Genomic DNA, 25,523 nt, shown 5'->3' on the forward strand with positions numbered 1-25,523 from the left:
CTACCACGTTCTACGAGGTCACGCCCCCAGTTGCAGCCCCTCGGCAGCCTCCTCAACGAGAGAGAGACCGAGCCGACTGACCCGTACGGAGAAGGGGGCGCCCGCCACGCGCAGCCCGGTCAGCCCGATCTCCCCCACGGGCGCGCTGCTCACCGGCCGCAGTGTGACCGTCCCGGCGGGTGCGTCGGGGCGAATGCCGGCGAGGGTGGTCAGGAGCAGGACACCCGCGGCCGCGGCCGTGGCCGAAGGGCGGCATGCCGCGGGGTGTGGCACGGGGGCGCTTCCGTCGGAGCGCTGCTCTCCCGCGTACATCTCGGGAAGTCGGTGGCCGAAAGCCTCGGCCGCCGCCAGCAGGCCCCGCAGCAGTGCTCCGGCTTCCTTCTCGTAGCCGGCGGCGGCCAGTCCTGTCACGCCGATCGCCGTCTCGTGCACCCGCACGGCGCCGCTGCGATGGCCGAACGGGTTGTACCCGGCCTCCTTGGCCCCTAGTCCGCGCAGGCCCCAGCCGGAGTCCATGGCCGGGCTCCCGAGCAGCCGCGCAAGCTGTTCGGTCTGCACCTTGTCGAGCAGGCCGGGCGCCTGCCTGCCTCCGCCCATCAGGCCGGTGTCGAGCAGGTGGACGGCGGCGGCACCGAGCTGCGGCACGAGACGTCCGTCCGGAGCGCGGGCGGCAGCGGGTCGGCCGCCGCCACGGTCGTCGATCCAGAACTCGTTCCGGAACGCCGTCCGCAGTGTGTCGGCCCACTGCCTCAGTCCGGTGCCGCCGGGCCTGCCGCACGCGTCGAGCAGGTCTGCTCCGAGGAGCGCCGCCCGGTACGCCTGGGCCTGGAATTCGCAGCGGGCGAGGCCTCCGGGTTGCGGGTCACCCAGGTATGTCCCCTCCCCCAGCGTCGTCCGCAGCCAGGCCAGGCAACGCTCGGCCGCCGGCAGCAACTCCTCCATGTCCTGCTCGGGGAGCCCCCACCGGCGGGCCTCCGCCAGCAGCACGGGAAAGAGCAGGGTGGCCTCAGTGCCCGTACAGCTGGCCGGCAGATGCACGCCCGCGTCCCGTCGCGGCCCAGGAATCATTCCGGACCGCGGTGCGTCATCGGGGTATTGCGTCCGCGCGAGGGTACGCAACGTGCCCACAGCCAGCCGGGTACCCAGTGGCAGCGTCATGCGGGCTGCGGCCAGCGCCTCGGCCGGGGCCAAGCCGCAGCGCCAAGGCACTCCTGCCGCGAGATACATGTCAGCAGGATGTGCCGGGTCGCGCAGGAGCAGCGCCTGGAGATCCTTGATGCTCGTGCGCAGCAGCGCCTGGACTGCCGGCTGATCGCCCGTCGCCTCAGCCGCAGCGAGGGGACTCGTCGCCGCTTTCCCCGCGGCCCGGGCCGGCCCCGCACCGTCCGGACGCACCCGAAGCTCGACGCTCACCGAGCCGCCAGGAGGCAGCTCGAACTCCCATCGCAGAAGTCCTGCGGAGGCCAGCGCGTCGGCCGGCGGCGGGTCGGCCGTGACGGAGGCGCTTCCTCTGGAGGAGGTCCAGCACAGCCCGGAGCCACGGACCATGGCGGGCAGTTCTGCTCCCGCGCGGCCGGACGCGATCTCACTCAGGTCGGCCAGGTCCGTGCCCAGCGACACTTCGACCGGCAGGCGGAGTGAGCGGTGAGCCGTGCTCTGCAACCTAATGCGTTCGATGCCGTCCGCGTGACGTGTTCGCTCGACCACGACGTCCGGGTCCGGGCCGGCGCCGGGAGAGACGCGCAGGGTGCCCACGAAGCGCGCGCGGTCGGCCGCGGTCGAACGGGCCTGGACCGCGAGCGGTTCGTGCCCGGCGACGCGGACCTGGCAGCGGGACAGGAGGCGTCGCCCGGCGCGGTAGAACCCCTCCAGTCCCTGGCCGGTCAGTTGCCCCTGCTCCGTCGAGATGGCGAGGCCCGGGAGCCCGACGCAGACGATGGCCGTGTGGGTGGGGGGCAGGTCGGTCGAACGGTGAGGAATCAGCGGGCCAGCCGATGCGGGGCGGCCTTCCACGGTCGGCGAGGAAGACCCGTACGGACGGCTCACAGGCAGAGGTGGTGGCCACGCCTCCGAGGACGGCAGGGCAAGGGTTCGGCGCTGATCGGTGGGCGAGGAGGAGCGCTCGCGGCTTCCCGGCTCAGGCATGAGCGAGGAGGCGGATCGGAGTGGACTCGCTGCGTTCGTGGGCGAAGGAGGGTGAGGTCCCACCGGCGCTGCCGGGCGGCCGTCAGCCGCCGGTGGGAGTGGGCGGCTCTGGCCGTACAGGTCCGAGCGGGACGGCTGGGGCGGAGCGCTGGTCGGGCCGCTCCCGGGTGGTGCGACTGCGTCGGCGGCAGAACCGTCGTCGTCGCTGGCTGAGGGCGGAGTCGGCTGGTGCAAGGGGCGGCTTCCTCTGCTCTCTGATCACTTCGTGCGGCATTGACGCCGGGTACGTAGCTCCTGAGGGACAAGGGCGGTCGGCGGCGTGGTCCGTTCAGGCGTTCCGCCACTCAGGTGAACGGGGCGGACGTCTCGTGGGTCACGCCCGCGGCCGGGAAAGCCGACCGAACGGCGGCGATGAGCAGGGAAGACGCCACCGATGCCGGCCCCGCGACGCCGGCGGCCCTCACCCCAAGCCGCGCGATGGCTTCCCGCATGCCCGGCCATGGCGCATCCAGGGGATGGCTCCTCGTAGGCCAGGCGATGGCTCACTTGCCTCCCCCCGACCAGCGGCCGCCCGCCGAGAGACGGCCGGCCGGGTCACGCCGTCGATCACGGCCTCTCCTCATCGGCGTCGCCCCCGGGACTCACGTTGCCGGCGTGGGTGCCTCGCCCCTCCGGGGCGTCCTTCCCCGGCCGGCACGGAGTCGCGCCCGCCGCACCTCGCGATCCGGGTCGGGAACCACGCGCTGCCGGGATGCGAGGCCGCGATCCGTTCGTTGCGCGCTGTCGCTCGCCCGGCCGCGTCACCCCGACGTCCGCAGTGCCGCGGCCGCTGACCGAGCGAGTGGCGGGGCGTGTCCGCCGTCGACGGCGGGGCGCCTTGGCCGGTGCTGGGGACGGCTTCGCTTCGTCCGTCCGTTGCAGCTCGTCCTGTTCCGTCATGTCCGCTGGCGTCGTGTCGTGCTGCACCTGGACGGGGAGGATCATGGCCTGTTGCTCGCCGCCCGCCGCTTCGCGTTCCGCCTTGGCACGCCGTTGCCGTTCGGCGCGCAGGCATCGACGGATCGACTCCGGATCGAGGCCCTCATTGCATGCCTGGTGCAGGAGTCGGGCGAAGAGATAGCCGGAGTCCGCGCCCAGGGCCATGGCCAAGGCCTCCCGGGCCTCGATGCCGTCGGCGCTCGACCAGGCCACCCAGCCGGCCAGTGTGAGGGGCGCCGCGGCGTGTTCCCCGTACGGGCCGACGCAGCGGCGGGCCAGGGCTCGCCAGAGTCGCAGAGCCGGGCCGGCTTCGTCGGCTTCCATCCACTCGGCGGCGCGATCTCGAGTCGTGCGGTCCTGCAGGCCGAGGATCAGGGTGGCGGCTTCGCCATGTCCGAGCAGTTGGTCGTCACGGAAGTCCCCCTGAAGAGCGCCCGATGCGGGTGGCGCTTCGGCGAAACGCGTCATGACCCGTTGGGCGAGCCGTACGGTCTCCTCGGCCACCTGCGCCCGGTTCTTCTCGTCCAGCATCCGGGGGACCATGCGCCTGCTGATGGTGTCCAGGACAGCCTCCTGCTCCAGCGCCGCGGCGGTTTCCCAGGGCTGCAGCCTGGCCCGAAGCTCGCGGAGAGTGCCCCGGACCTGAATTCCCGCGTAGGTCGCCGCCGCGGCCAGCACGGAGGTCCCGGGCAGGCCCATCGGCAGCCCCTCGGGCGGACAGCATCCCTCGCTCGGGCAGCAGTACGACCAGAAGCGGCCGTCGGAGATGCACAACGCCTCGATGACGGGCACGTCGAGGCGGCCGCACTCCGTGCGCAGCATGCCGGCGAGAGAGGCGAGCCGGGTCATGACCTCTCGGCCGGACTCACCTTTCCCCGGCTCCTGGCAGAGGTAGGCGACCATCTGCTCGGGCTTGGCGCCCCGCCGCTCACTGCCCGTGATCAACCCGTGGGCAAGCTGGCGGGCTACCGAAGCCCAGTCGTCCTCGTTCGACGGAATGCCGAGCCGGGCCCCAGACCTCCGGAATCGGGTTCTTGATCACTGTTGAGTCGGGGTGAGGTGGTAGGTGATCGGGCGGGGGTCGCCGGGGAGGTGGGGTGGGGTCTGGTTGATTTCGTCGATCAGCAGGGTCAGGGCGTGGGTCAGGCGGGGGCTGCCGGGTGGGTCGAGGGTGACGGTGATCTTCTTCGGCTGGTAGTCGAGGGTGCCGTGGAGGTGGAAGAGGCTGCGGGTCAGGGTCCGGTACTCGTTGTTGTCGCGCAGGTAGTTGTTGAGGCGGTCGGCGAGCCAGAGTTCGGTGTTGTAGGCCAGCATCCGCAGCACCATCTGGAGGGTGCGCCGCCCGGTCGCGGGCAGGGCACGCTGCCGGCCGGGGTGGAGCTGGTTGGCGGGGATCTTGACCGAGATCTGCTTCAGCTCGGTCTTGGCGGTGGTCAGGGCCTTTTTGGCCTCGTCCACGTCGGTGCGGGCGGCGGGGATCTGCTGGTTGATCTTCGCGACGGGGCGGAGCGGGGACTCGATGAGGCGGGCCAGGCGGCGTTCGGCGGCGGCGAGGTCCTTTTCCCGGTCGCGGACGGTCTGCAGGGCGGCGGCGCGGGCGGGGTTGTCGACCGGTGTGGTGTCATCGGTTTCGGTCATGCGGTAGTCGCACAGCCAGTCGATGCCGTGCAGGCGGGCCAGGTCCTTGATGGCGTTCTCGATCCGCCAGCGCGAGCGCAGCCAGGCAAGCAGCGACGCGGCGCCCGCGGTCATGTCACTGGTCAGCACCTGCAGTCGCAGCACCCCGTCCTCGAACAGGGAAAGCTGCCGGCACACTCCGTAGCCGTCGAACTCCACCAGCTCATCCGCCAGATACACCACCTCGCCCGATCCGGCTTCGGCTTCGGCTTCGGCTCCGGCTCCGGCTCCGGCTCCGGCTCCGGCTCCGGCTCCGGCTCCGGCTCCGGCTCCGGCTCCGGCTCCGGCTCCGGCTCCGGCTCCGGCTCCGGGGGAAGGGTAGGGGTGGGCGGTGGGCTTGATGAGGGAGATCTTCAGTTTGCCGCGCCGGTAGGTGATCCAGTCGGTCTCGAAGGACCGGCAGACGTTGAACACGCTCGCGTAGGCGCCGCCGCGGTCGAAGCCGAGCATCAGTTTCGCCGCGGGGCCGGTGATGGCCCGCAGTTGTTCCAGTGCCTCGGGCAGGGTCCGGGTCAGCCCCGAGGGCTCGCCGGTGAGGAACGCCACCGCGCGGCCCCGGTAGTCGGTGACGAGCGTGTCACCGTGGCCCTTCTGGGCCTGCTTGCGTTTGTTGTTCCAGCCCCGGCCCACCGGGCGGGCCCCGGCATAGGGCACGAAGTGATCGTCCACGTAGTACACGCCCAGCGCGGGCGCGTCCACGGCCAGCATCGCCGCGGCCAGCTGCCGCTGCACCGCCAGGGGATCGCACGCATCGGCGATCGCCGCCAGCTGCGGGCGCAGCGTGCGCAACTCCGGGAGGCGGGCCAGGCCCGCCAGCGCGCCGGCCTCCCGCCGGTCCAGCAGTTTCGCCCCTTCGAGCGAGGAGATCCCCAGCCCGAACGCCAACGTCACCGCGCACAACAACGCGGCGTCATCAGCCTCGCGCGACGAGGTCGTCCGCAACGAGGCGAAGGTATCCGGCACTCCGGAGCGGGCCAGGAACGCATGCCCCAGCATCGCCCCTGCATACCGCGAGCGGACCTGCCCAGCCCGCACACCCTCCAGCTCTGGAGCAGCGTCCCCGGCCGGCCCGGGCTGCTCCGCTCCCTCGGCAGGCAGCTGGAGTTCAGGTTGTGGCGCTATCGCGCCATGCCTGGCGAGCAGCAGGCTGATCTGGGAGCGGTGGATGCCCAACCGCGCCGCGATCTGTTCCTGAGACCATCCCTGACCGGCCCACCGCCGGGCCTGCTCCACTTGACGCGGAGACAGCTTCGGGCGCCGCCCCATCGGCTTGACCAGGCCGGCCGAGCCATCCCGGCGGGCCCGCCCGCGAAGCATCGACACGTACTGCGGGGTCAACCCGAAGGCGGTGGCCGCTTCCTGAACCGCGACGCCCGCATCAGTGACGGCCACCACCGCGAGATTACGCATCCCGCGATCCGCCGCGTCATACACGAACAACACCGACACACCGCGGCTGACCAGGCACTTCCCATCGACCTCAACCCGGCGCAGCACAGAGGGTTCCGGCATCCCCGGAAGCTCCAGCACGATGGTCTCGGTCACCAGGAGACCCTATCCATTCGCCAGCCATCTCAACAACTTTCACACAATCAGCACCGCAGAAAGCACGCAGGTCAGCGAGGTTATCCACAGGTCACTACCGGAGGTCTGGGCCCGGCCGCCGAACCGGCCACGTCCGCTCCGGTCGTGCAGGGCGACCAGAACGATGCTGTCCTCGGGCCGGTATCCGAGCAGATACGGCAGGGCGTCGGCCAGTTCTGCCGGAGTCCGTAGCGTGATCTGGTGCTCGCCTCCGTGGGCGTCGTATGTCAGGCACTCGACGTGCTCGTCGCCATCGGCGCGCCTGTCGACCGCGCCGGTGTGGTCGGGGGCCCCTCGTGCGCCTCGATCTCGCTCCCCCGCACTTTCGTGGCACCGCGTTTCGATCTCGCTGATGTTGCCGATGTCACCGACCGCATCGCTGTCGGACAGTTCGAAAGCGCTGCCGGAGATGTCGAAGGATTCCGGAGATTCGGAGGATTCAGGGGATCCAGTCGTTTCGCTGTGATTCGTCATGCACTGACGATCTCGCGAATCACGAATTCTCGTTTCACCCTGTGGATAACTTCGATCAGGAACACGTCACCAGGTCATCGAGAACGGGAAGTCGTCGCCCGACGGCTCTCCGCCTGTCAGTGGCGTCCTGTTGTATGGAGGCATGACGGACAGCAACAAGGCGGAACTGCGCACGACGGCAGACGCGGTACTGGCCCGACTCGTCGGGGACGCCACCGGGTCGGCGCGACTGCGCGAGGACCAGTGGCGGGCCATCGAGGCGCTGGTCGCCGACAAGCGCCGGGCGCTCGTGGTGCAGCGCACGGGCTGGGGCAAGTCCGCGGTGTACTTCGTGGCGACCGCCCTGCTGCGGGAGCACGGCGCCGGACCGACCGTCATCGTCTCCCCGCTGCTCGCGCTCATGCGCAACCAGGTCGAGGCGGCCGCCCGCGCCGGAATCCACGCCCGCACCATCAACTCGTCCAACCCGGAGGAATGGCAGACCATCCAGGCCGAGGTGACCGCGGGCACGGTCGATGTCCTGCTCGTGAGCCCCGAGCGGCTCAACAACCCGGACTTCCGTGACAACGTGCTGCCCGAACTGGCCGGCGCCACCGGACTTCTCGTCGTCGACGAGGCCCATTGCATCTCCGACTGGGGTCATGACTTCCGCCCCGACTACCGGCGGCTGCGCACCATGCTCGCGGAGCTGCCGGCGGGTGTCCCGGTGCTGGCCACGACCGCCACGGCCAACGCGCGGGTCACCGCGGACGTGGCCGAGCAGCTGGGTACGGGAACCGGTTCGGACGCGTTGGTGCTGCGGGGCCCGCTGGACCGCGAAAGCCTCAGCCTGAGCGTCCTGCCGTTGCCCGACGCGGCCCACCGGCTGGCGTGGCTCGCCGATCACCTGGCCGACCTGCCTGGTTCCGGAATCATCTACACCCTCACCGTCGCAGCCGCCGAGGAAGTGACCGCCTTTCTGCGGCAGTGCGGGCACATCGTCACCTCGTACACGGGCAAGACGGAGAACGCCGAACGACAGCAGGCCGAAGAGGCCCTGCTCGCGAACCGGGTGAAAGCGCTGGTGGCCACCTCGGCGCTCGGGATGGGGTTCGACAAGCCCGACCTGGGATTCGTGGTCCATCTCGGCTCGCCCTCCTCCCCCATCGCCTACTACCAGCAGGTCGGTCGTGCCGGACGCGGGGTGGAACACGCCGAGGTACTGCTTTTGCCTGGGCGCGAGGACGAAGCGATCTGGGCCTACTTCGCCTCCGTGGCGTTTCCGCCCGAAGACGCCGTCCGCCGCACCCTCGACGTCCTCGCGCGAGCTGACCGGCCCCTGTCACTACAGGCGCTGGAGCCGCTCGTAGAGCTCAACCGCACCCGTTTGGAGACCATGCTCAAGGTTCTCGACGTGGATGGTGCCGTCCACCGGGTCAAGGGCGGCTGGATCTCGACCGGTGTCCCGTGGTCGTACGACGCGGAGCGGTACGCGTGGGTCGCCAAACAGCGGGCGTCGGAGCAGCAGGCCATGCGCGACTACGCCACCACCACCGGCTGCCGCATGGAGTTCCTGCGGCGGCAACTGGACGACGAGCAGGCTGCTCCCTGTGGCCGTTGCGACAACTGCGCGGGGGCGCGTTTCACAGCCGAGGTCTCCCCTCGCGCCCTGGACACCGCCGGTGGTTCGCTCGCCCGCGCGGGAGTGGTGGTGGAGCCCCGCAAAATGTGGCCGACCGGGCTTCCGGCCGTCGGCGTCAGCCTCAAAGGCCGCATCCCGCCCGGCGAGCAGGCCACCCCGGGCCGGGCGCTCGGCCGGCTTTCGGACATCGGCTGGGGCAACCGGCTGCGCCCCCTGCTCTCGCCCCAGACCCCTGATGCGCCCGTGCCCGACGATGTGGCGAGCGCCGTCGTGACCGTGCTGTCGGACTGGGCCACGGCGCCCGGCGGTTGGGCATCGCGCACGCCGGACGCACTGGCCCGCCCCGCCGGAGTGGTCACCATGCCCTCACGGACCAGGCCAGAGTTGATCGAGTCGCTCGGGAACAGGATCTCCTCGGTCGGCCGCATCCCGCTGTTCGGCTCACTCGCCTACACGGATCAGGCGGACGCCCTGTCCGTGCCCCGCTCCAACAGTGCCCAGCGCCTCCGAGCTCTGAGCGGGGCGCTCGTCGTCCCCCCGTCGCTGCAGGAAGCCCTCCACGCGGCCGACGGCCCCGTCCTGCTCGTCGACGACCTGACCGAGACCGGATGGACCCTCGCGGTAGCCGGCCGCCTTCTCCTGCAGTCCGGTGCACAGGGGGTGTTGCCGCTGGTCCTGGCTGTGAGGAGCTGAGCTTGTTCGACACGTCGCAGGCTCCTTGGCGGCGTGGAAGGGTGCGGTGCCCGGGTCCCATGCGTCGTCCGCCGACACACTGGGTAGGGATATAAGCCTCGAACGACCGCATAGGGGTCGGTGGGCCCAATTGCTCGTTGCCGCAACCCAGTTCGACAGGAAGAATTGAACTCCGCTCCCCGCACGGCTCGTCCGTGGTCCGGTAGGGCTCTGCTGCGGCGTGCGTTCCCCCGATTCCGACCTCGCCCGCAGTGTGGGCGCGTAGCCGAAGGGAGGACCGTGACCTTCGGATTCGCTCCGTCCTCCGCGGCATCGACCTCGTCGTCTGCCGTTCTGTCCACCGCATCCGCCAACCCCCTGTCCCGCATGCTCGAACCCGCCGAGTGGGCCGCCGCCGGAATCCCTCTGCTGCGCAATCCTCGTGAGGTCGTCAGCGGACTGCACTCACGGCACCGACCCAAACCGGCTACGGCGATCGTGGCGGTGCTCGATCCGGACGAGCGGCTGTGCGCGAGCGCCTCGTTCACCCGTCGTTCGGCCCCGGCCGACGGCTGGATGTTCCGCAACGTGCTGCTCGACCAACTACGCCGAGTGATCCCGCACGACCTGCGGCGCCGCACTCCGGTGCGCACCGCCGTGCTGCTCTACTGCCGCGACGGCGACGCACGTTGGACCGAGGAGGACGGCGCGTGGATGTGGGGGCTGCGTGATGCCTGCACCCTCCACGGGCTGCGCTGCGGCGCATACATCACGCTGACCCGGGACGGCTGGCAGGTCCTGGGCGAGGGACGCGGCGGGCGCCGGCCGAACTCGGACTCGAAGCCGGAGCCCTTCGCCCTGTCCGAGGCGCCGCCTCCGCTGCCGCGCACCGGCGGCGCCGCCTCGGAGGTTCTACGCCGGGCGGCCGCCCGCTGAAGCCGACGGAGCGCCGCTCACGGGCGGCGTTCCGTGCAAGGCCGTGTGATTCGCAGAAGGCTCGCACCAAGGCCGGGCCCGCCCGGTCCATTACGACGCTTCACGGTCCGCATACGGCCATCGGCCACCCCCTTCAGCGCTGAACGGGCTTCTACGGACACCACCCGGTCGCACGACGAAGCGTCCGCCGTACTACCCCTGGGCAGCGCATGCGCAGAGCGTCGTCACCCTGACTTCGAGGGGGGGTGGGGACGGCCGAGGCAGACCACCGGCCTGCTCACGCCGGTCTCCGGGTCGCGCCCGCAGGCAGCAAAGGCCGCCGTGCGACTACTCGCACGGCGGAACCCCAACTGCCTACCCGGGCACCGCCGCAGGCGGCACCTTTCAGCGCCTACCGAAGTCGCTCGTAGGCCCTGGAACCAGACTCAGACGCTCGCACCGAGCACCGCGTTGATCTGCTGCGGGTCGCCGCAGACGATCAGCAGGGCACCAGCCCTGGTGTGAGCCAGCGGCAGAGCGGTGGCGGTGGCGGCACGGTCACCACTGTTGACCGCGACCACGACCACGGGGCGGGACGCGGCACGGGACGCCTTGGTGGCCTCCGCGTAGAACACGTCGTCGCCCGCGTCGTGCTGAGCCCAGTAGGAGGCTTCACCGAAGGACAGTTCGTGGGTGGCCCACGGATGAGGTTCGCCGGTGGTGATCACCAGCACCTCTCCGGGGGCGCGGCCGGACTCCAGCAGCAGGTCGACGGCTTCCTCGGCAGCGTCCAGAGCGCCCTCGACCGAGGCCGGGATCAACTGGAGCTGCGGCGTCGCCGGCACCTGAGCGGAGGCGGAGGGGGCGCCCGGACCAGCCGGTCCGGGCGTCGTCGCGGCCATGTCGCGCGGCGCACGTTGCACCGGCGGCGCTGGCCGCACGGGGCCCGGACGACCGGGGCGCGGCGGAGCCGCGGGTCGGGGGCCGGGTACGGGGCGGGGGGTCGGCGCGGTACGGCTGCTGGCCGAAGTGGCGCGGGGACCCTGGGCACTCTCGTGAATCTGAGGCTCCTCGGGAATGAGAGGCATGAGCTGATGTTTATCAAACGTCGGTGCGGCTCGCGTCAGCGGGTGGCACATGAGTGCGAGCGGAATCGTCAGAAATCGAAGCCGAGCTGCCCCTCGATCTCCGGAACGCTTCCGTCCGCCCAGCTGCGGGCCTTCTTCAGGTGCCGCCACTGAGGCAGCGCATCAAGATACGCCCACGACAACCGGTGGAACGGAGTGGGGCCCCGTACCTCCAGTGCTGCCTTGTGCACGGGCGACGGATACCCGGCGTTGGCTGCAAAATCGAAGTCTGCATGGTCGACACCCAGTTCGGCCATCATTTTGTCGCGCTGAACCTTCGCGATCACCGAAGCCGCCGCCACGGCCACGCAGGACTGGTCACCCTTGATGACCGTACGGACCTGCCACGGCACTCCGAGGTAGTTGTGCTTCCCGTCAAGGATGACCGCGTCGGGGCGGACCGGCAGGTCCTCCAGGGCGCGCACCGCGGCGAGCCGCAGCGCGGCTGTCATTCCGAGGTTGTCGATCTCCTCCGGGGAAGCGTGTCCCAGGGCGTACGACGTGACCCACTTCCGCAGGATCGGAGCGAGTTCGGTGCGCCGCTTCACGGTGAGCAGTTTGGAGTCGGTCAGGCCTTCGGGGGGACGACGCAGCCCGGTGATCGCCGCGCAGACGGTGACGGGGCCGGCCCACGCGCCGCGCCCCACCTCGTCGACACCTGCGATGACCTTGGCCCCGGTCGTGGCGCGCAGGGAGCGCTCGACGGTGTGAGTAGGTGGTTCGTACGGCATGGCGTGCTCAGCCTACGCCGCCCGGATCACCCTGCGACACCCGGTTTCCCCGAGCACCGTCAGGACCGAGACCGCCGACGATCACCCAGCGCTCGGCCGCAGCAGCGGAAGCATCAGTTGGTCGAGCATCTCTTCAAGATCCTTGTCGTTCCATTCGCTCGCGCACATCTTGGAGCGGTACATCATCATGGCCGGGATCGCATCGAAGACGTATGCGTTCGCCGCATCCGGGCGGACCTCTCCCCGCACTATTCCCCGGGTGATTACCTCACGGAGCAGCCTGATGGTCGGCTCCACGACCCCTTCGAAGATCACGCCATGAAAGCGCTCCGCCTGCCTGTGATCGCATTCGTGAATCACTGCGCGCAATGCTGAACCGGGGCGCGAGAACATCGCGTCACGTGCCTGGCGGCAAAGCGCAAACAGATCCTCGCGCACGCCACCAAGGTCGGGCGCCTCCTCGAAGCTCGGGAGCCCGGCCTGGAGGGCGTCGGCGACCAGATCCTCCTTCGAAGGCCAACGACGGTAGACCGCGGCCTTGCCCGTCTGCGCGCCGGCCGCGACACCTTCCATGGTGAGGCCGTTCCAGCCGACCGTACTGAGTTGCTCCAACGCGGCATCGAGGATGGCCTGTTCGAGCACGGCGCCACGCCGACGAAGGGAGGCCGTCCGGACGGGGGCGGCCGTCCAGCGCGAGGTAACCATCTGACTGTCTCCAGCGGGCAGGGGAGCGGGGATTTCGATGGACGAGGGGGCGTCGCGCGACAGCAACGGGGGACATGCCACGCGACGGGAAGGCAAGTGAACGCTTGCGTTCACTACTGGGGACTCACTACGGTTGACGCAACAGTGAACGTGATCGTTCACTAAAGCACTTGTGGGGGACCCAAAGTGACGACCTCTCAGTTGACGAAGGACCAGAAACCGGGTGCGGCACGCCGGGAGGGACGCCCCGGCATCGCGCTCACCGTCATCGCGGCCTGCCAACTCATGGTGGTACTCGACGCGACGATTGTGAACATCGCCCTTCCGCACATTCAAGACGCTCTCAAGTTCAGCACCACCGACCTCACGTGGGTCGTCAGCGCCTACACGCTCACCTTCGGCGGCCTGCTGCTCCTGGGCGGCCGGGCCGGAGACATCCTCGGCCGCCGCCGGGTCTTCATGACCGGCATCCTCCTCTTCACCTTCGCGTCGCTGCTCGGCGGACTCGCACAGGAGCCCTGGCAGTTGCTGGCCGCGCGCGTACTCCAGGGCGTGGGTGGCGCGATCGCGTCGCCCACCTCCCTGGCACTGATCACCACCACGTTTCCCGAGGGCCCGGAACGGAACCGGGCCTTCGGTGTCTTCGCCGCGGTCTCCGCCGGTGGCGGCGCCATCGGCCTGCTCGCGGGCGGCATGCTCACGGAGTGGCTCGACTGGCGATGGGTGCTCTTCGTCAACGTGCCGATCGGCGTGGCGATCGCCCTGCTCGCGCCGCTGTACATCAACGAGTCCGAACGTCACTCCGGACGCTTCGACATCGCGGGTGCACTGACCTCGACAGCGGGCATGGCCTCCCTGGTCTACGGTTTCATCCGCGCGGCGGACGAGGGATGGCGGGACACGCTGACGATCGGCTCCTTCGCCGCCGCCGTGGTTCTGCTGCTGGCCTTCGTTTTCGTCGAGTCGCGCGCCAAGGAGCCGATCACCCCGCTGCGGATGTTCACCGACCGCAATCGCTCCGGCACGTACGTGATCATGCTGAGTCTCGCCGCCGCGATGTTCGGGATGTTCTTCTACATCGTGCTCTTCGTGCAGAACGTGTTGGGATACAGCCCGATCAAGGCCGGTCTCGCCTTCCTGCCGGTGACCGTCGTCATCGCGCTGGGTGCCGGCCTGTCCCAGCGGTTCCTCCCGGTACTGGGGCCCAAGCCCTTCATGCTCGTGGGTTCGGCACTCGCGACGATCGGGCTGGGCTGGCAGGCCCTCATCAGCTCCGACAGCTCGTACGTCGGCGGAGTGCTCGGCCCGATGCTGGTGTTCGGCTTCGGCATGGGCCTGAACTTCGTCACGCTCACTCTCACCGCGGTTTCCGGTGTCGCCCCGCACGAGGCGGGCGCTGCGTCCGGGCTGCTCAACGCCATGCAACAGGTGGGCGGCTCGCTCGGTCTGTCCATCCTCACGACGGTGTTCGGCTCGGCCAGCAAGAACGAGGCGGAGAAGCAACTGCCGAACTTCCTCGCCGACGGGTCGCCGGAACAGAAGGCGGAGTTCGCCAAGACCCATCAACTGCCCGGCTCGTGGGGACACGAGGTGCTCGCCCAAGGCATCTCGACGGGCTTCGTCGCGGCCGCCGCAATGGCCGTACTCGCCCTGGCCACGGCCTGGTTGGTGATCCGTGTCCGCAAGAGCGACCTGGAGTCCCTCGCCGGGACACCGGGGGCCGGCCTCGGCTGAGCCGGCCCCATGGCCGCGTGGAAGGCGACCCGCCCTGCTTCGGAGGCTCGTCGGCACTCGCTCCATCGTGAACAACGCCGGTCGGGGCGCATACCAGGCCCCGACCGGTGGGAGCGGAACAGGCCGTACGACCAGAGCAGCCGCAACGGCCGACGCCAACACCAGAAACAGCACAACCACCATGACCACCTCCACCGCCGTTGCCTCAGCCCTCGCCCTCGCATGTCCGCTGCCGTACGAGTCCGCACACGTCCACGCCTCACACAGCGGATGTCATGACAACGGCCGCGCCGTCACGCAGAGTTCCCATCATGCACAGAGAGTTCCCGTGAAGCGCACACCGGACCCCGCGGCACACTGACACGACGCAGGCGCCGGCCAGGACAACCTCGGACGGAGCGCCAGGCGCCGGCAAACAAAGCCCACCAGTGCACAGCCCCGATCACCGCGCACTGCATCTCCAGAACCCAGCGCCCGGTCAGCCGCTTGCGGGCACCCAGTCCGGGAGCGCTTCCGTCCGCCGCACCCACGCGGCCGGTGGAGTTCCCGCCTTCCCTCCGGCGAGGACGCCGCCCACGATCGCGCAGGTCGTGTCCACGTCGCCGCCGACCTGAGCGGTGGTCCAGAAGGCCTGCTCGTAATCCCGCAGGGCCCGCGCGGCCGACCAGAGCGCGAAGGGCACGGTGTCATGGGCACTCGTACGCCGTCCGCAGCCCAGTACGGCCGCGACCGTGCCGGCGTCGCCGTAGTCGAGCATGTCGCGGGCCCGTCGCAGACCGGCCCCGACGGCACTCTTGGGGACGAGTGCGACGACCCCGTCGAGAAACGCCTCAGGGGTGGGCGGGCCGCCGGGGGCGGCAGCCAGTGCGGCGGCCGCCGCAACGGCCATGGCGCCGACCACGGCCTCACGATGCTGGTGGGTGGGGTACGCCGAGATCTCCGCCTGGTGCGTCGCCTGCTCCGGATCGTCCGCGTACCAGGCGCCCAGCGGAGCGATACGCATCGCCGCGCCGTTGCCCCAGGACCCTTGTCCGTTGAAGAGCTCGGCGGCGAGTTCGCGCCAGTCGCCGCCCTCCCGGACCAGACGCAGCAGACGGTTGACCGCGGGACCGTAGCCGCGGTCGAAGTCGTGGTGCTCGGCGAAGGAGCGGGCCAGCGCATCCTGGTCGATCCGGTGGTGAGCGGCCAGTACGGCAACCACGGAGCAGGCCATCTCCGTGTCGTCCGTCCACTGCCAGGGGCCTGGCGGCAGCTCGCGCTGCTTGAGCATCGGGTAGTGGGCCGGGACGAAGAACTGCGAGCCCAGCGCGTCCCCCACGGTCAGTCCGCAGAGGCTGGCCAGGGCGCGGTCCAGGCGCCCGTCGGGTGAGGAGTCGGCTGTCATCGCCCTGCCACTCTATCCGGTGATCCCGTACGGTTCCGGATCTCGCCAGCGTTCGAAAGGGGGGTCAATCACGTATTTGCCGTCGTCCCCGAGAACGAGCATCCGCATCTCCGCGTTCCCCGGGTTGGACAGCGACTCGAACTCCGCCACCGTCCAGTGGAACCAGCGCATGCAGAACAGCCTCATGGCCAGACCATGGGTGACCAGCAGAACGTTCGGCGGGTGGTCGGGTGCCTCGAAGCTTCGGTAGAGGCTCTCCAGGAAACCGCCGACCCGGTCGTACACGTCGGCTCCGGACTCGCCCTGGGCGAAGCGGTAGAAGAAGTGTCCGTAGGCGTCGCGGTACGCCTTCTGGAGCCGGACGTCGTCGCGGTCCTGCCAGTTTCCCCAGTCCTGCTCGCGCAGCCGCGGCTCCTCGCGCACCCGTATGAGCTCGGGGTCCAGGTGGAAGGCGCGCAAGGTCTCGTGCGTGCGGCGGTACGGGGACACGTACACGCTGACGCGTTCGCGGCCGAGCACCTCACGCAGGCGTTTGCCCGTCTCCTCGGCCTGCTGCCAGCCCCGGTCGGTCAGGGCCAGCGCGTGGTCGGGCTCGCGTTCGTAGACGGTGTCATCAACATTGCCCGTTGACTCCCCGTGCCGGACAAGGACGATGCGCCGTGGTCGTGCCATGCCCAAACCCTAGATCGGCCGACGGCCTGCCGAGCACCTGTACGGGCTCCATACGGCGTAGGTCACACACCATCTGCACCCTGGGTCACATCAGAAACCGTGATGACCAGTCCCGACATCACACCGTCCAGCTCGGTTCCAGCTCCACGATGTCGCCTGTGAGGGCTGCGACGTCCGCCTCTATCTGGGCCCGCAGAGCCAGCCGCTCCACGCGCTCGGCGCGGTACTTGCCGTGCTCGGCCGCGGATCTCCACATCGACAGCACCATGAACTCGCTTCCGGGAGCCTCGCCGAACAGCCCGCGGATCATGCCCGGCGAGCCGGCCATCGCGGGGTTCCACACCTTTTCCTGCATCAGCGTGAAGTGCTCCGCACGTTCCTCGTGCACGCGGCAGTGGGCGACCCGTACCAGGTCGGCGTCGGTGAAGCGCGGCTCGAAGCCGGTCTTCACGTCGAAGCGGTAGTCGAAGAGCTTGACCTGGGCGTTCCTGAAAGTGCCCGACTGGGCCGTCGCCAGCCGGTCATGGGAGCGGGCCATGAAGGAGTCGTAGAAGGCACGGCTCTCCCAGAACGCGAAGACGTGCGCCACTCCCGGCCGCCCCCGGCTCCAGCCTCCGCCCTGTCCCCTGAACCCCGGCTCTCCCAGAAGCCCCGCCCACTTTCGCTGCCCCCGCTCGAAGCCGCGGCGGTCCACCACGGTGCAGCGAATCCACTTGACCAGCACCGCGCCATGGTAAGGCCACGGAGCGTGGCGCCGGTCACTCTCCGGGGGAGAGCTCTTCCGCACGCCCCCCAGCGCGCGTGGCAGGATGGGCAACCGGCCTTGCCCAACCGGCAGTTCAGGTCGAGGGGGCACCTGGGGAGACGGGGAAGGGAATCGTATGGTGCACGGCATCAACAAGGGGATTCGTAAGGTCGAGGTCTCGGTCAAGTGGGATCCGAGTCCGGCGGGGCAGCCGCCCACTGATCTGGACATCGTCGCCGCGACCTACCTGGCGAGCGCCCCGTACGGCGATCCCGCCTATGTGGTGCACTTCGACAGCCGCTCCCCCGACGGCACCATCTATCTCAACCGCGACAGCAAGGACGGCAAGGGCTTCGGCTGGGACGAGGTCATGACGCTGGAGCTGGACCGGCTCGACGCCCGGTACGCGCGCGTGGTGGTCGGCGTGGTCATCCAGCAGCGCTCCGCGCACCGGACGTTCGTCGGCGTGATCAATCCCGGCCTGCGGATCCGTGAGGGCTACACCGTGCTCGCCGAGGACGATTTCGGCAGCGTCCTCGGGTCCACGGCGACGACGATCGGCGAGTTCGTGCGCGAGGGTGCCGGCACCTGGGATTTCCACCCCGGTATCCACGGCTTCGACGACGACCCCGCGACCTTCACGCGGACCATGGGTCAGGCGCCGCAGCCCTGACCTGACGCCGTGAGGGCGGGACTGTGTCCGCGCAGGTCCGTCTCCGCCGGACAGGCGGCGAAGGCCCCCCACCGGTTACGGCGAGGAGGGGCGCCGGCGGACAGCCGGCGCCCCTCCTCTCAGGGCCTACGTGTCGGCAGGGACGTGTCCCTGCCCGAAATCAGCTGCAGCCGCTGGTCGAGCCGCAGCCCTCGCAGATGTAGCAGGAGCCGGCTCGCTGCATCTTCGTACCGCAGGAGAAGCACAGCGGGGCGTCGGCCTGGATGCCCAGCTGCATCTCCACCAGCTCAGCGCTGGTGTGGGCCTGCTGCGGGACGGGCTTGACCGCCTCGATCTCCGCCTTCGGGGTGGAGACGGCCTTCAGCTCCTGGGCTCGCGGCGCCGACTGGGCAAGGCCCTCCACGTCGACCTCGTCGTCGAGGGACTGCTCGTACGAGCCGGTCTCCAGGTGACGCTGGCGCTCCTCGGCGGAGTGGATACCGAGCGCGGAGCGCGTCTCGAAGGGCAGGAAGTCGAGCGCCAGGCGGCGGAAGATGTAGTCGACGATCGACTGGGCCATCCGCACGTCCGGGTCGTCCGTCATGCCGGCCGGCTCGAAGCGCATGTTCGTGAACTTCGAGACGTACGTCTCCAGCGGCACGCCGTACTGCAGACCCACCGAGACGGCGATCGAGAAGGCGTCCATCATGCCCGCGAGAGTCGAGCCCTGCTTGGACATCTTCAGGAAGACCTCGCCGAGACCGTCGTCCGGGTAGGAGTTGGCCGTCATGTAGCCCTCGGCGCCGCCGACCGTGAACGAGGTCGTGATGCCGGGCCGGCCCTTGGGGAGGCGCTTGCGGACCGGGCGGTACTCGACGACCTTCTCGACCGTCTCGCGGATGGTCGCCTCGGCCTTCGCCGTGACCGCGTCCTTCTCCGCCGTGCCCTTGTCCTTGGTCTTGGCGGAGAGGGGCTGGCCGACCTTGCAGTTGTCGCGGTAGATCGCGAGCGCCTTGACGCCCATCTTCCAGGCCTCGAAGTAGATCTCCTCGACCTCTTCGACGGTCGCCGACTCCGGCATGTTGACCGTCTTGGAGAGGGCACCGGAGATCCACGGCTGGATCGCGGCCATCATGCGGACGTGGCCCATCGCGGAGATGGAACGCTCGCCCATGGCGCAGTCGAAGACCTCGTAGTGCTCCGGCTTGAGACCCGGGGCGTCCACGACGTTGCCGTTCTCGGCGATGTGCGCGACGACCGCCTCGATCTGCTCCTCCTGGTAACCCAGGCGGCGCAGGGCCTGCGGGACGGTGCCGTTGACGATCTGCATCGAGCCGCCGCCGACCAGCTTCTTGAACTTGACCAGGGCGAGGTCGGGCTCGAGGCCGGTGGTGTCGCAGGACATCGCGAGACCGATGGTGCCGGTCGGGGCGATGACCGACGCCTGCGCGTTGCGGAAACCGTTCTTCTCGCCGAGGTGGAGAACGTCCTGCCAGGCCTCCGTGGCGGCGGCCCAGATCGGCGTGTCCAGGTCGTCCATGCGGACGGCCTTGGTGTTCTCGTCGGCGTGCTGCTTCATGACACGCAGGTGCGGCTGCGCGTTGCGAGCATACCCGTCATACGCCCCCACGACCGCGGCGAGTTCGGCGGAGCGGCGGTACGACGTGCCGGTCATCAGGGAGGTGATGGACCCGGCGAGGGCACGGCCGCCGTCGGAGTCGTACGCGTGGCCGGTCGCCATCAGCAGGGCGCCGAGGTTCGCGTAGCCGATGCCGAGCTGACGGAACGCGCGCGTGTTCTCGCCGATCTTCTGGGTCGGGAAGTCCGCGAAGCAGATGGAGATGTCCATCGCCGTGATGACGAGCTCGACGACCTTGGCGAAGCGCTCGACCTCGAAGGACTGGTGGCCCTTGCCGTCGTCCTTGAGGAACTTCATCAGGTTCAGCGAGGCGAGGTTGCAGGACGTGTTGTCCAGGTGCATGTACTCGCTGCACGGGTTCGAGCCGTTGATACGGCCGGACTCCGGGCACGTGTGCCAGTGGTTGATGGTGTCGTCGTACTGGATACCGGGGTCGGCGCAGGCCCAGGCGGCCTCGGCCATCTTGCGGAAGAGCGACTTGGCGTCGACCTCCTCGATGACCTCACCCGTCATGCGCGACGTCAGGCCGAACTTGCCACCCTGCTCGACGGCCTTCATGAACGTGTCGTTCACGCGGACCGAGTTGTTGGCGTTCTGGTACTGGACGGACGTGATGTCGTCGCCGCCCAGGTCCATGTCGAAGCCCGCGTCACGCAGGGCGCGGATCTTCTCCTCTTCCTTCACCTTGGTCTCGATGAAGCCCTCGATGTCGGGGTGGTCGACGTCGAGGATGACCATCTTGGCGGCGCGGCGCGTGGCGCCACCCGACTTGATGGTGCCCGCGGAGGCGTCGGCGCCACGCATGAAGGACACGGGGCCCGAGGCGTTGCCGCCGGAGGACAGCAGCTCCTTGGAGGAGCGGATGCGGGAGAGGTTCAGGCCGGCGCCGGAGCCGCCCTTGAAGATCATGCCCTCTTCCTTGTACCAGTCGAGGATCGACTCCATGGAGTCGTCGACGGACAGGATGAAGCAGGCGGAGACCTGCTGGGGCTGCGGGGTGCCGACGTTGAACCACACGGGGCTGTTGAAGCTGAAGATCTGGTGCAGGAGGGCGTACGCCAGCTCGTGCTCGAAGATCTCGGCATCGGCGGGCGAGGCGAAGTACTTGTAGTCCTCGCCCGCCTTCCGGTACGTCTTCACGATGCGGTCGATGAGCTGCCTGAGGCTCACCTCGCGCTGCGGGGTGCCCACGGCGCCCCGGAAGTACTTGCTGGTGACGATGTTGACCGCGTTCACCGACCAGAAGTCGGGGAACTCGACGCCGCGCTGCTCGAAGTTGACCGAGCCGTCGCGCCAGTTGGTCATGACGACGTCACGGCGCTCCCACGCAACCTCGTCGTACGGGTGCACGCCGGGAGTGGTGTGGATGCGCTCGACACGCAGTCCCTTGCTCGCCTTGGTGCCCTTGGCGCGGGAACTCCGTGCCGGACCACTCGCCGTCTCTGTCATGCCGCCTCCCTGTACGGGCTAAAACGCCCTGAAGTGCCCTGATGTTCCCGTGGCACGATGTTCTGTCTGGTGTTGCGGGCACCCACTCGCTACCGCCCGCAACAGGTCTTTGGTCGCCACCGTCCGGCCGGATCCGGAGTCGCCGTCCGGTCCCTGCCCGCCGGTCAGTCGGCGGCGTGGGCGGGCACGGGGACCTGAGCAGTCCCTCCGCACCCGCGGTCGTCTTCCTGGCTCCCCGCGACAGCGCCCTTGCCGTCGGTAGTGTCCGCGCGGTCCTCGTCGTCCGCGGCGGGGAGTCCCGTCTGTTCCCTGAGTTCCACGATCGCGGCCTCGAAGTCCTCCAACGAGTCGAACGCCCGGTAGACGGACGCGAATCGCAGATAGGCGACGAGGTCGAGTTCCTGCAACGGGCCGAGTATGGCCAGCCCCACGTCGTGGGTGGTCAGCTCGGCGCTTCCGGTGGCCCGCACCGCCTCCTCGACCCGCTGGCCGAGCTGGGCGAGCGCGTCCTCCGTGACAGGTCGTCCCTGACATGCCTTGCGCACGCCGTTGATGACCTTGGTGCGACTGAAGGGCTCGGTGACTCCGGACCGCTTCACCACCATGAGCGAGCACGTCTCCACGGTCGTGAAACGACGGGAGCAGTCAGGGCACTGGCGGCGCCTGCGGATCGACGTGCCGTCGTCGGTCGTACGACTGTCGACGACACGGCTGTCGGGGTGCCTGCAGAAGGGGCAGTGCATCAGCTTCCAACCCTCCTCACAGCAGACTCAATAGCCTCAGGAGGCCCCTCGGGCCCCTCGAAGCAGCCCCAAGCATAGGCGATCGCCGAGGGCTGGAAGACCCTGGGGACCACAACTTCTGGGCCGCTGCCGCAATCCAACCACTAGATGTGGGGATTGGCTTATACATCCAGGCCGTCAGCGCGTGTCGCGCATGTACTGGCATGTGCCCCGCGAACGCACCGCCACGCCGGACACGGATGCGCCGCAGCCGTACCGCTGCGGCGCATGCGGAGATACCGTGGGCGCCGCAGGGAGGTGACGTGGGACTCCCGCACAAACGGGGGTCGGTTCCCGGTTGACGGGATGCCGGATGGCAGACTGAGGCAGCAGCCCACGAGATCGTCGCCCCGGCGGTGAAGAGTACAACGATGGATCTCTTCGTCCGCCAGGCACCGCGTTAGCCATACACCCAGACACGTGATCAAGTCAGACACTTCACGGTTTTTCACTCGAACGTGTGTTTGGCGCAACCTTTCGAAAGCAACTACCGTTGTCCAGCAGGGAGACCATCGAGAGGGGCCGACGTGACCACCACCGCAGACAGTGCCACCATCACTGCCCAGGACCGCTCCCAGGGCCGACTCGAGCCGGTGCATGCGATGAACGAAGCCGCGAATCCCGAGGGGCAAAAGCGCTCCCTGCCTGGACGACCTCCAGGCATCCGGGCGGACAGCTCCGGACTGACCGACCGACAGCGCCGGGTGATCGAGGTCATCAGGGACTCAGTGCAGCGGCGCGGCTACCCGCCGTCGATGCGCGAGATCGGTCAGGCGGTCGGCCTGTCCAGTACATCGTCGGTCGCACACCAGCTGATGGCACTGGAGCGCAAGGGCTTCCTGCGCCGTGACCCGCACCGGCCGCGCGCCTACGAGGTGCGAGGCTCTGACCAGGGCGCCTCGGTGCAGCCCACCGACACCGCGGGCAAGCCGGCCGCGTCCTACGTTCCCCTGGTCGGCCGCATCGCCGCCGGTGGACCGATCCTGGCCGAGGAATCGGTCGAGGACGTCTTCCCCCTGCCCCGACAGCTGGTCGGCGACGGGGAGCTGTTCGTCCTGAAGGTCGTCGGTGACTCGATGATCGAGGCCGCGATCTGCGACGGAGACTGGGTCACGGTTCGCCGTCAGCCAGTCGCCGAGAACGGCGACATCGTCGCCGCGATGCTCGACGGCGAGGCCACCGTCAAGCGCTTCAAGCGGGAGGACGGCCACGTATGGCTCCTCCCGCACAACTCCGCCTACGAGCCGATCCAGGGCGACGACGCGACCATTCTCGGCAAGGTGGTGGCAGTACTGCGGCGCGTGTGACGGCTATGGCGGGCGGGCCGAACCGGCCCCCCGCCCTCTGACCGGGCCCCGGGACCCCTGCGCCGGTTCCGGGGCCCTGTGCTGTGCGGGGCAGCCTCTCGGGGGTCCACGGAGCCGTGCGCAGGTGGCCGCCGCTGGTACATGGGCAGCTGTGGTTGGCGCACCGATACCTTCGGCCGGGGCCTTTCCGTCCTGGGCACATCGCATCGCGGTTTCCCTGTCGCCGTGCATGGGACAGGGAAAACCCGATCATCCTCTCCTTGCGATCACTCCGCGTCGGCCTCTTCCGCCACCTTCGCTACGGCGTCGATCGCGGCCAGCGACTTACGGACCTGGTTACGGTCGGTGGTGTACCAAAAGCCGGGCAGTGACGCCTTCAGATAGCTCCCGTATCGGGCCGTGGCCAGTCGCTGGTCCAGTACGGCGACCACACCCCGGTCCCCCGTCGCGCGGACCAGGCGGCCGGCTCCCTGGGCCATGAGCAGTGCGGCGTGGGTCGCGGCGACCGCCATGAAGCCGTTACCCCCGGCGTCCTCCACCGCTTTCTGGCGCGCACTCATCAAAGGGTCGTCCGGGCGCGGGAACGGGATCTTGTCCATGACCACCAGCTGACAGCTGGAACCCGGCACGTCGACGCCCTGCCAGAGCGACAGCGTGCCGAAAAGGCAGGTCTTCGGGTCGGCCGCGAAGTTCTTGATCAGCTCGCCGAGGGTCTCCTCGCCCTGGAGGAGGATCGGGAACTCGGGAATGCGGGAGCGCAGTTCCTCCGCGGCGAGCTGAGCTGCCCGCATCGAGGAGAAGAGCCCCAGGGTGCGGCCGCCGGCCGCCTGGATCAACTCCGTGAGCTCGTCGAGCATGTCCCCGCGGTCGCCGTCCCGTGCGGGTCGCGCAAGGTGCTTGGCGACGTACAGGATGCCCTGCTTGGGGTAGTCGAAGGGCGAGCCCACGTCGACGCCCTTCCACTGCGGAAGGTCTTCCCCCTCAGTGCCCTCCGGAGCGAGCCCCAGGGAGGCGCCCACGCCGTTGAAGTCACCGCCCAGCTTGAGGGTCGCCGAGGTCAGGACGACGGAGCGGTCCGCGAACAGCTTCTCTCTCAGCAGGCCCGACACGGACATGGGGGCCACGCGCAGGGAGGCACCGAAGCGGTCGTGACGCTCGTACCAGACGACGTCCCACTCGGAGCCGTTCGTGATCCGCTCCGCCACGTCGTGCACGCTCTCCACGGAGGCAAGTGCCTGCTTGCGGACCGCGTCCTCGTCCTGCACGGACTTGTCACGGGTCGCGCCGATCGCTGAGATGACCGTGCGCGCCGCGTCGCGCAGCGCCATGAGGGCGTAGCCCAGGTCTTCGGGGATCTCTTCCAGCCGACCCGGCAGGGCCAGTTCCATCAGCCGCTCGAAGCCCTCGGCGGCGGTCTGGAGCTGGTCCGCCGCCTTCTCGTTGGCGAGTTTGGCGGCGCGGCGCACCGCGCGGTTGACCTGCCCGGGGGTGAGCTCGCCGGTGGCGACTCCGGTGACCCGCGAGACCAGCTCGTGGGCCTCGTCGACGATCAGCACCTCGTGCTGCGGAAGGACCGGCGCACCCTCGATGGCGTCGATCGCGAGGAGCGCGTGGTTGGTGACGACGACCTCGGCGAGCTTGGCCCGCTCACGGGCCATCTCCGCGAAGCACTCCGCGCCGTACGCGCACTTGGTGGCGCCCAGACATTCTCGTGAGGAGACCGACACCTGAGCCCAGGCTCGGTCCGAGACACCCGGCGTGAGGTCGTCCCGGTCGCCGTTCTCCGTCTCGTCCGACCAGTCGCGCAGCCGGAGCAGGTCCTGGCCCAGTTTGCTGGTCGGAGCGGCCGCCTCGAACTGGTCGAAGAGCCCCTCCTCCTCGTCCTGCGGAACGCCCTCATGCAGACGGTGCAGACACAGGTAGTTCGACCTGCCCTTGAGCATGGCGAACTCCGGGCGCCGGCGCAGCAGCGGATGCAGTGCGTCGACCGTGCGCGGAAGGTCCCGCTCCACGAGCTGGCGCTGCAGCGCCAGGGTTGCGGTCGCGATGACGACGCGCTCCCCGTGCGCGAGTGCGGGCACCAGATAGCCCAGTGACTTTCCGGTGCCGGTGCCGGCCTGCACGAGCAGATGGGCACCGTCGTCGATCGCCTCGGCGACGGCTTCGGCCATGGTCACCTGGCCGGGGCGCTCCGTACCGCCGACGGCAGTGACGGCAGCGTGCAGGAGTTCAGGGAGTGAGGACTTCGTCATAGCCCGACCACCCTACGGCCCGGCACTGACAAACGGGTGATCAAGGCGAGGGGCAGGGGACGGATCAAGACGCGCGTCCTTCGGTCGGGGCTCGCATCGGCTCGCTTGGGATCGGGACGGCTTCGCTTGGGAGTGGAATGGGATTGCTTGGGATCGGGGCGGGTCCGGTTGGGATCGTGCTGGGCCCCCGGTCGGGTTTGTGGTGGGCCCCGGTCGGGTTCGTGGTGGGTCAGGTTCGGGTCGGGATCAATCTGGCGGGGTTTCGGGGGCTGCCTTCG

General features: G+C 69.4%; 16 protein-coding genes and 2 pseudogenes. 5 read left to right on the plus strand and 13 right to left on the minus strand.

Annotation, left to right across the window (positions count from 1 at the left end; translation table 11 throughout):
- Positions 1 to 18 precede the first annotated feature (18 nt).
- The 4 genes and pseudogenes from OG985_RS14370 to OG985_RS14385 all read right to left on the minus strand — a co-directional run.
- Positions 19 to 2,046, minus strand: a complete 2,028-nt coding sequence (locus OG985_RS14370) for a glycogen debranching N-terminal domain-containing protein (protein ID WP_371668721.1) — start codon at positions 2,044 to 2,046, stop codon at positions 19 to 21.
- Between the two features lie 705 nt (positions 2,047 to 2,751).
- A pseudogene (locus OG985_RS14375) lies at positions 2,752 to 4,134 on the minus strand (DUF4192 domain-containing protein); the annotation flags it as partial.
- A 27-nt stretch (positions 4,135 to 4,161) separates the two neighbouring features.
- Complete coding sequence (locus tag OG985_RS14380) at positions 4,162 to 6,345, minus strand: putative transposase (RefSeq protein WP_371668722.1); 2,184 nt, start codon at positions 6,343 to 6,345, stop codon at positions 4,162 to 4,164.
- A 105-nt stretch (positions 6,346 to 6,450) separates the two neighbouring features.
- Positions 6,451 to 6,858: pseudogene (locus OG985_RS14385) on the minus strand (DUF4192 family protein); the annotation flags it as partial.
- Positions 6,859 to 7,000: 142 nt separating this feature from the next.
- On the opposite strand from OG985_RS14385, the gene OG985_RS14390 reads away from it, so the two are divergent.
- Both OG985_RS14390 and OG985_RS14395 read left to right on the plus strand, forming a co-directional pair.
- On the plus strand, positions 7,001 to 9,172 hold the full coding sequence (locus OG985_RS14390; RefSeq protein WP_371668723.1) for a RecQ family ATP-dependent DNA helicase: 2,172 nt from the start codon (positions 7,001 to 7,003) through the stop codon (positions 9,170 to 9,172).
- A gap of 279 nt (positions 9,173 to 9,451) precedes the next feature.
- The gene (locus tag OG985_RS14395; RefSeq protein WP_371668724.1) at positions 9,452 to 10,087 is read left to right on the plus strand and encodes a hypothetical protein; all 636 of its coding nucleotides are present in this window, start codon (positions 9,452 to 9,454) and stop codon (positions 10,085 to 10,087) included.
- 425 nt (positions 10,088 to 10,512) lie between these two features.
- Here OG985_RS14395 and OG985_RS14400 read toward each other — a convergent pair whose 3' ends face one another.
- The 3 genes from OG985_RS14400 to OG985_RS14410 all read right to left on the minus strand — a co-directional run bounded on the left by OG985_RS14400 (position 10,513) and on the right by OG985_RS14410 (position 12,629).
- Positions 10,513 to 11,154: a hypothetical protein gene (locus OG985_RS14400; RefSeq protein ID WP_371668725.1), complete on the minus strand. Its 642-nt coding sequence runs from the start codon at positions 11,152 to 11,154 to the stop codon at positions 10,513 to 10,515.
- A 68-nt stretch (positions 11,155 to 11,222) separates the two neighbouring features.
- Entirely contained in the window at positions 11,223 to 11,924 is a 702-nt protein-coding gene (locus OG985_RS14405) for a ribonuclease HII (RefSeq protein WP_371668726.1), read from the minus strand.
- An 81-nt stretch (positions 11,925 to 12,005) separates the two neighbouring features.
- A complete protein-coding gene (locus OG985_RS14410) occupies positions 12,006 to 12,629 on the minus strand; it encodes a TetR/AcrR family transcriptional regulator (protein ID WP_371668727.1) in 624 nt (207 codons plus the stop codon).
- A gap of 186 nt (positions 12,630 to 12,815) precedes the next feature.
- Here OG985_RS14410 and OG985_RS14415 point away from each other — a divergent pair, with 186 nt between their 5' ends.
- The gene (locus OG985_RS14415; protein WP_371668728.1) at positions 12,816 to 14,363 is read left to right on the plus strand and encodes an MFS transporter; all 1,548 of its coding nucleotides are present in this window, start codon (positions 12,816 to 12,818) and stop codon (positions 14,361 to 14,363) included.
- A gap of 478 nt (positions 14,364 to 14,841) precedes the next feature.
- Here OG985_RS14415 and OG985_RS14420 read toward each other — a convergent pair whose 3' ends face one another.
- From OG985_RS14420 to OG985_RS14430, 3 genes are all read right to left on the minus strand, one after another.
- Positions 14,842 to 15,747, minus strand: coding sequence for an ADP-ribosylglycohydrolase family protein (locus OG985_RS14420; RefSeq protein WP_371668729.1), 906 nt, complete (start codon positions 15,745 to 15,747; stop codon positions 14,842 to 14,844).
- Between the two features lie 12 nt (positions 15,748 to 15,759).
- The gene (locus OG985_RS14425) at positions 15,760 to 16,419 is read right to left on the minus strand and encodes a histidine phosphatase family protein (RefSeq protein ID WP_371668730.1); all 660 of its coding nucleotides are present in this window, start codon (positions 16,417 to 16,419) and stop codon (positions 15,760 to 15,762) included.
- 118 nt (positions 16,420 to 16,537) lie between these two features.
- Entirely contained in the window at positions 16,538 to 17,143 is a 606-nt protein-coding gene (locus OG985_RS14430) for a YdbC family protein (RefSeq protein ID WP_371668731.1), read from the minus strand.
- A 160-nt stretch (positions 17,144 to 17,303) separates the two neighbouring features.
- Here OG985_RS14430 and OG985_RS14435 point away from each other — a divergent pair, with 160 nt between their 5' ends.
- Entirely contained in the window at positions 17,304 to 17,837 is a 534-nt protein-coding gene (locus OG985_RS14435) for a TerD family protein (protein WP_371674370.1), read from the plus strand.
- A gap of 160 nt (positions 17,838 to 17,997) precedes the next feature.
- Here the strand turns inward: OG985_RS14435 and OG985_RS14440 are convergent, their stop codons facing one another.
- Together OG985_RS14440 and nrdR are read right to left on the minus strand one after the other, a co-directional pair.
- Positions 17,998 to 20,904 (minus strand): vitamin B12-dependent ribonucleotide reductase, encoded by a 2,907-nt coding sequence (locus OG985_RS14440; RefSeq protein WP_371668732.1) that lies wholly within the window; start codon positions 20,902 to 20,904, stop codon positions 17,998 to 18,000.
- A gap of 164 nt (positions 20,905 to 21,068) precedes the next feature.
- On the minus strand, positions 21,069 to 21,647 hold the full coding sequence (gene nrdR, locus OG985_RS14445; RefSeq protein WP_371668733.1) for a transcriptional regulator NrdR: 579 nt from the start codon (positions 21,645 to 21,647) through the stop codon (positions 21,069 to 21,071).
- Positions 21,648 to 22,213: 566 nt separating this feature from the next.
- Between nrdR and lexA the strand changes: the two genes are divergently transcribed.
- Positions 22,214 to 22,993: a transcriptional repressor LexA gene (lexA, locus tag OG985_RS14450; RefSeq protein WP_371668734.1), complete on the plus strand. Its 780-nt coding sequence runs from the start codon at positions 22,214 to 22,216 to the stop codon at positions 22,991 to 22,993.
- Positions 22,994 to 23,259: 266 nt separating this feature from the next.
- On the opposite strand, the gene OG985_RS14455 is transcribed toward lexA, so the two are convergent.
- Positions 23,260 to 25,245: an ATP-dependent DNA helicase gene (locus OG985_RS14455; protein ID WP_371668735.1), complete on the minus strand. Its 1,986-nt coding sequence runs from the start codon at positions 25,243 to 25,245 to the stop codon at positions 23,260 to 23,262.
- Between the last annotated feature and the right edge of the window lie 278 nt (positions 25,246 to 25,523).

It is taken from the genome of Streptomyces sp. NBC_00289 (genome assembly GCF_041435115.1).
Taxonomy (GTDB): Bacteria; Actinomycetota; Actinomycetes; order Streptomycetales; family Streptomycetaceae; genus Streptomyces.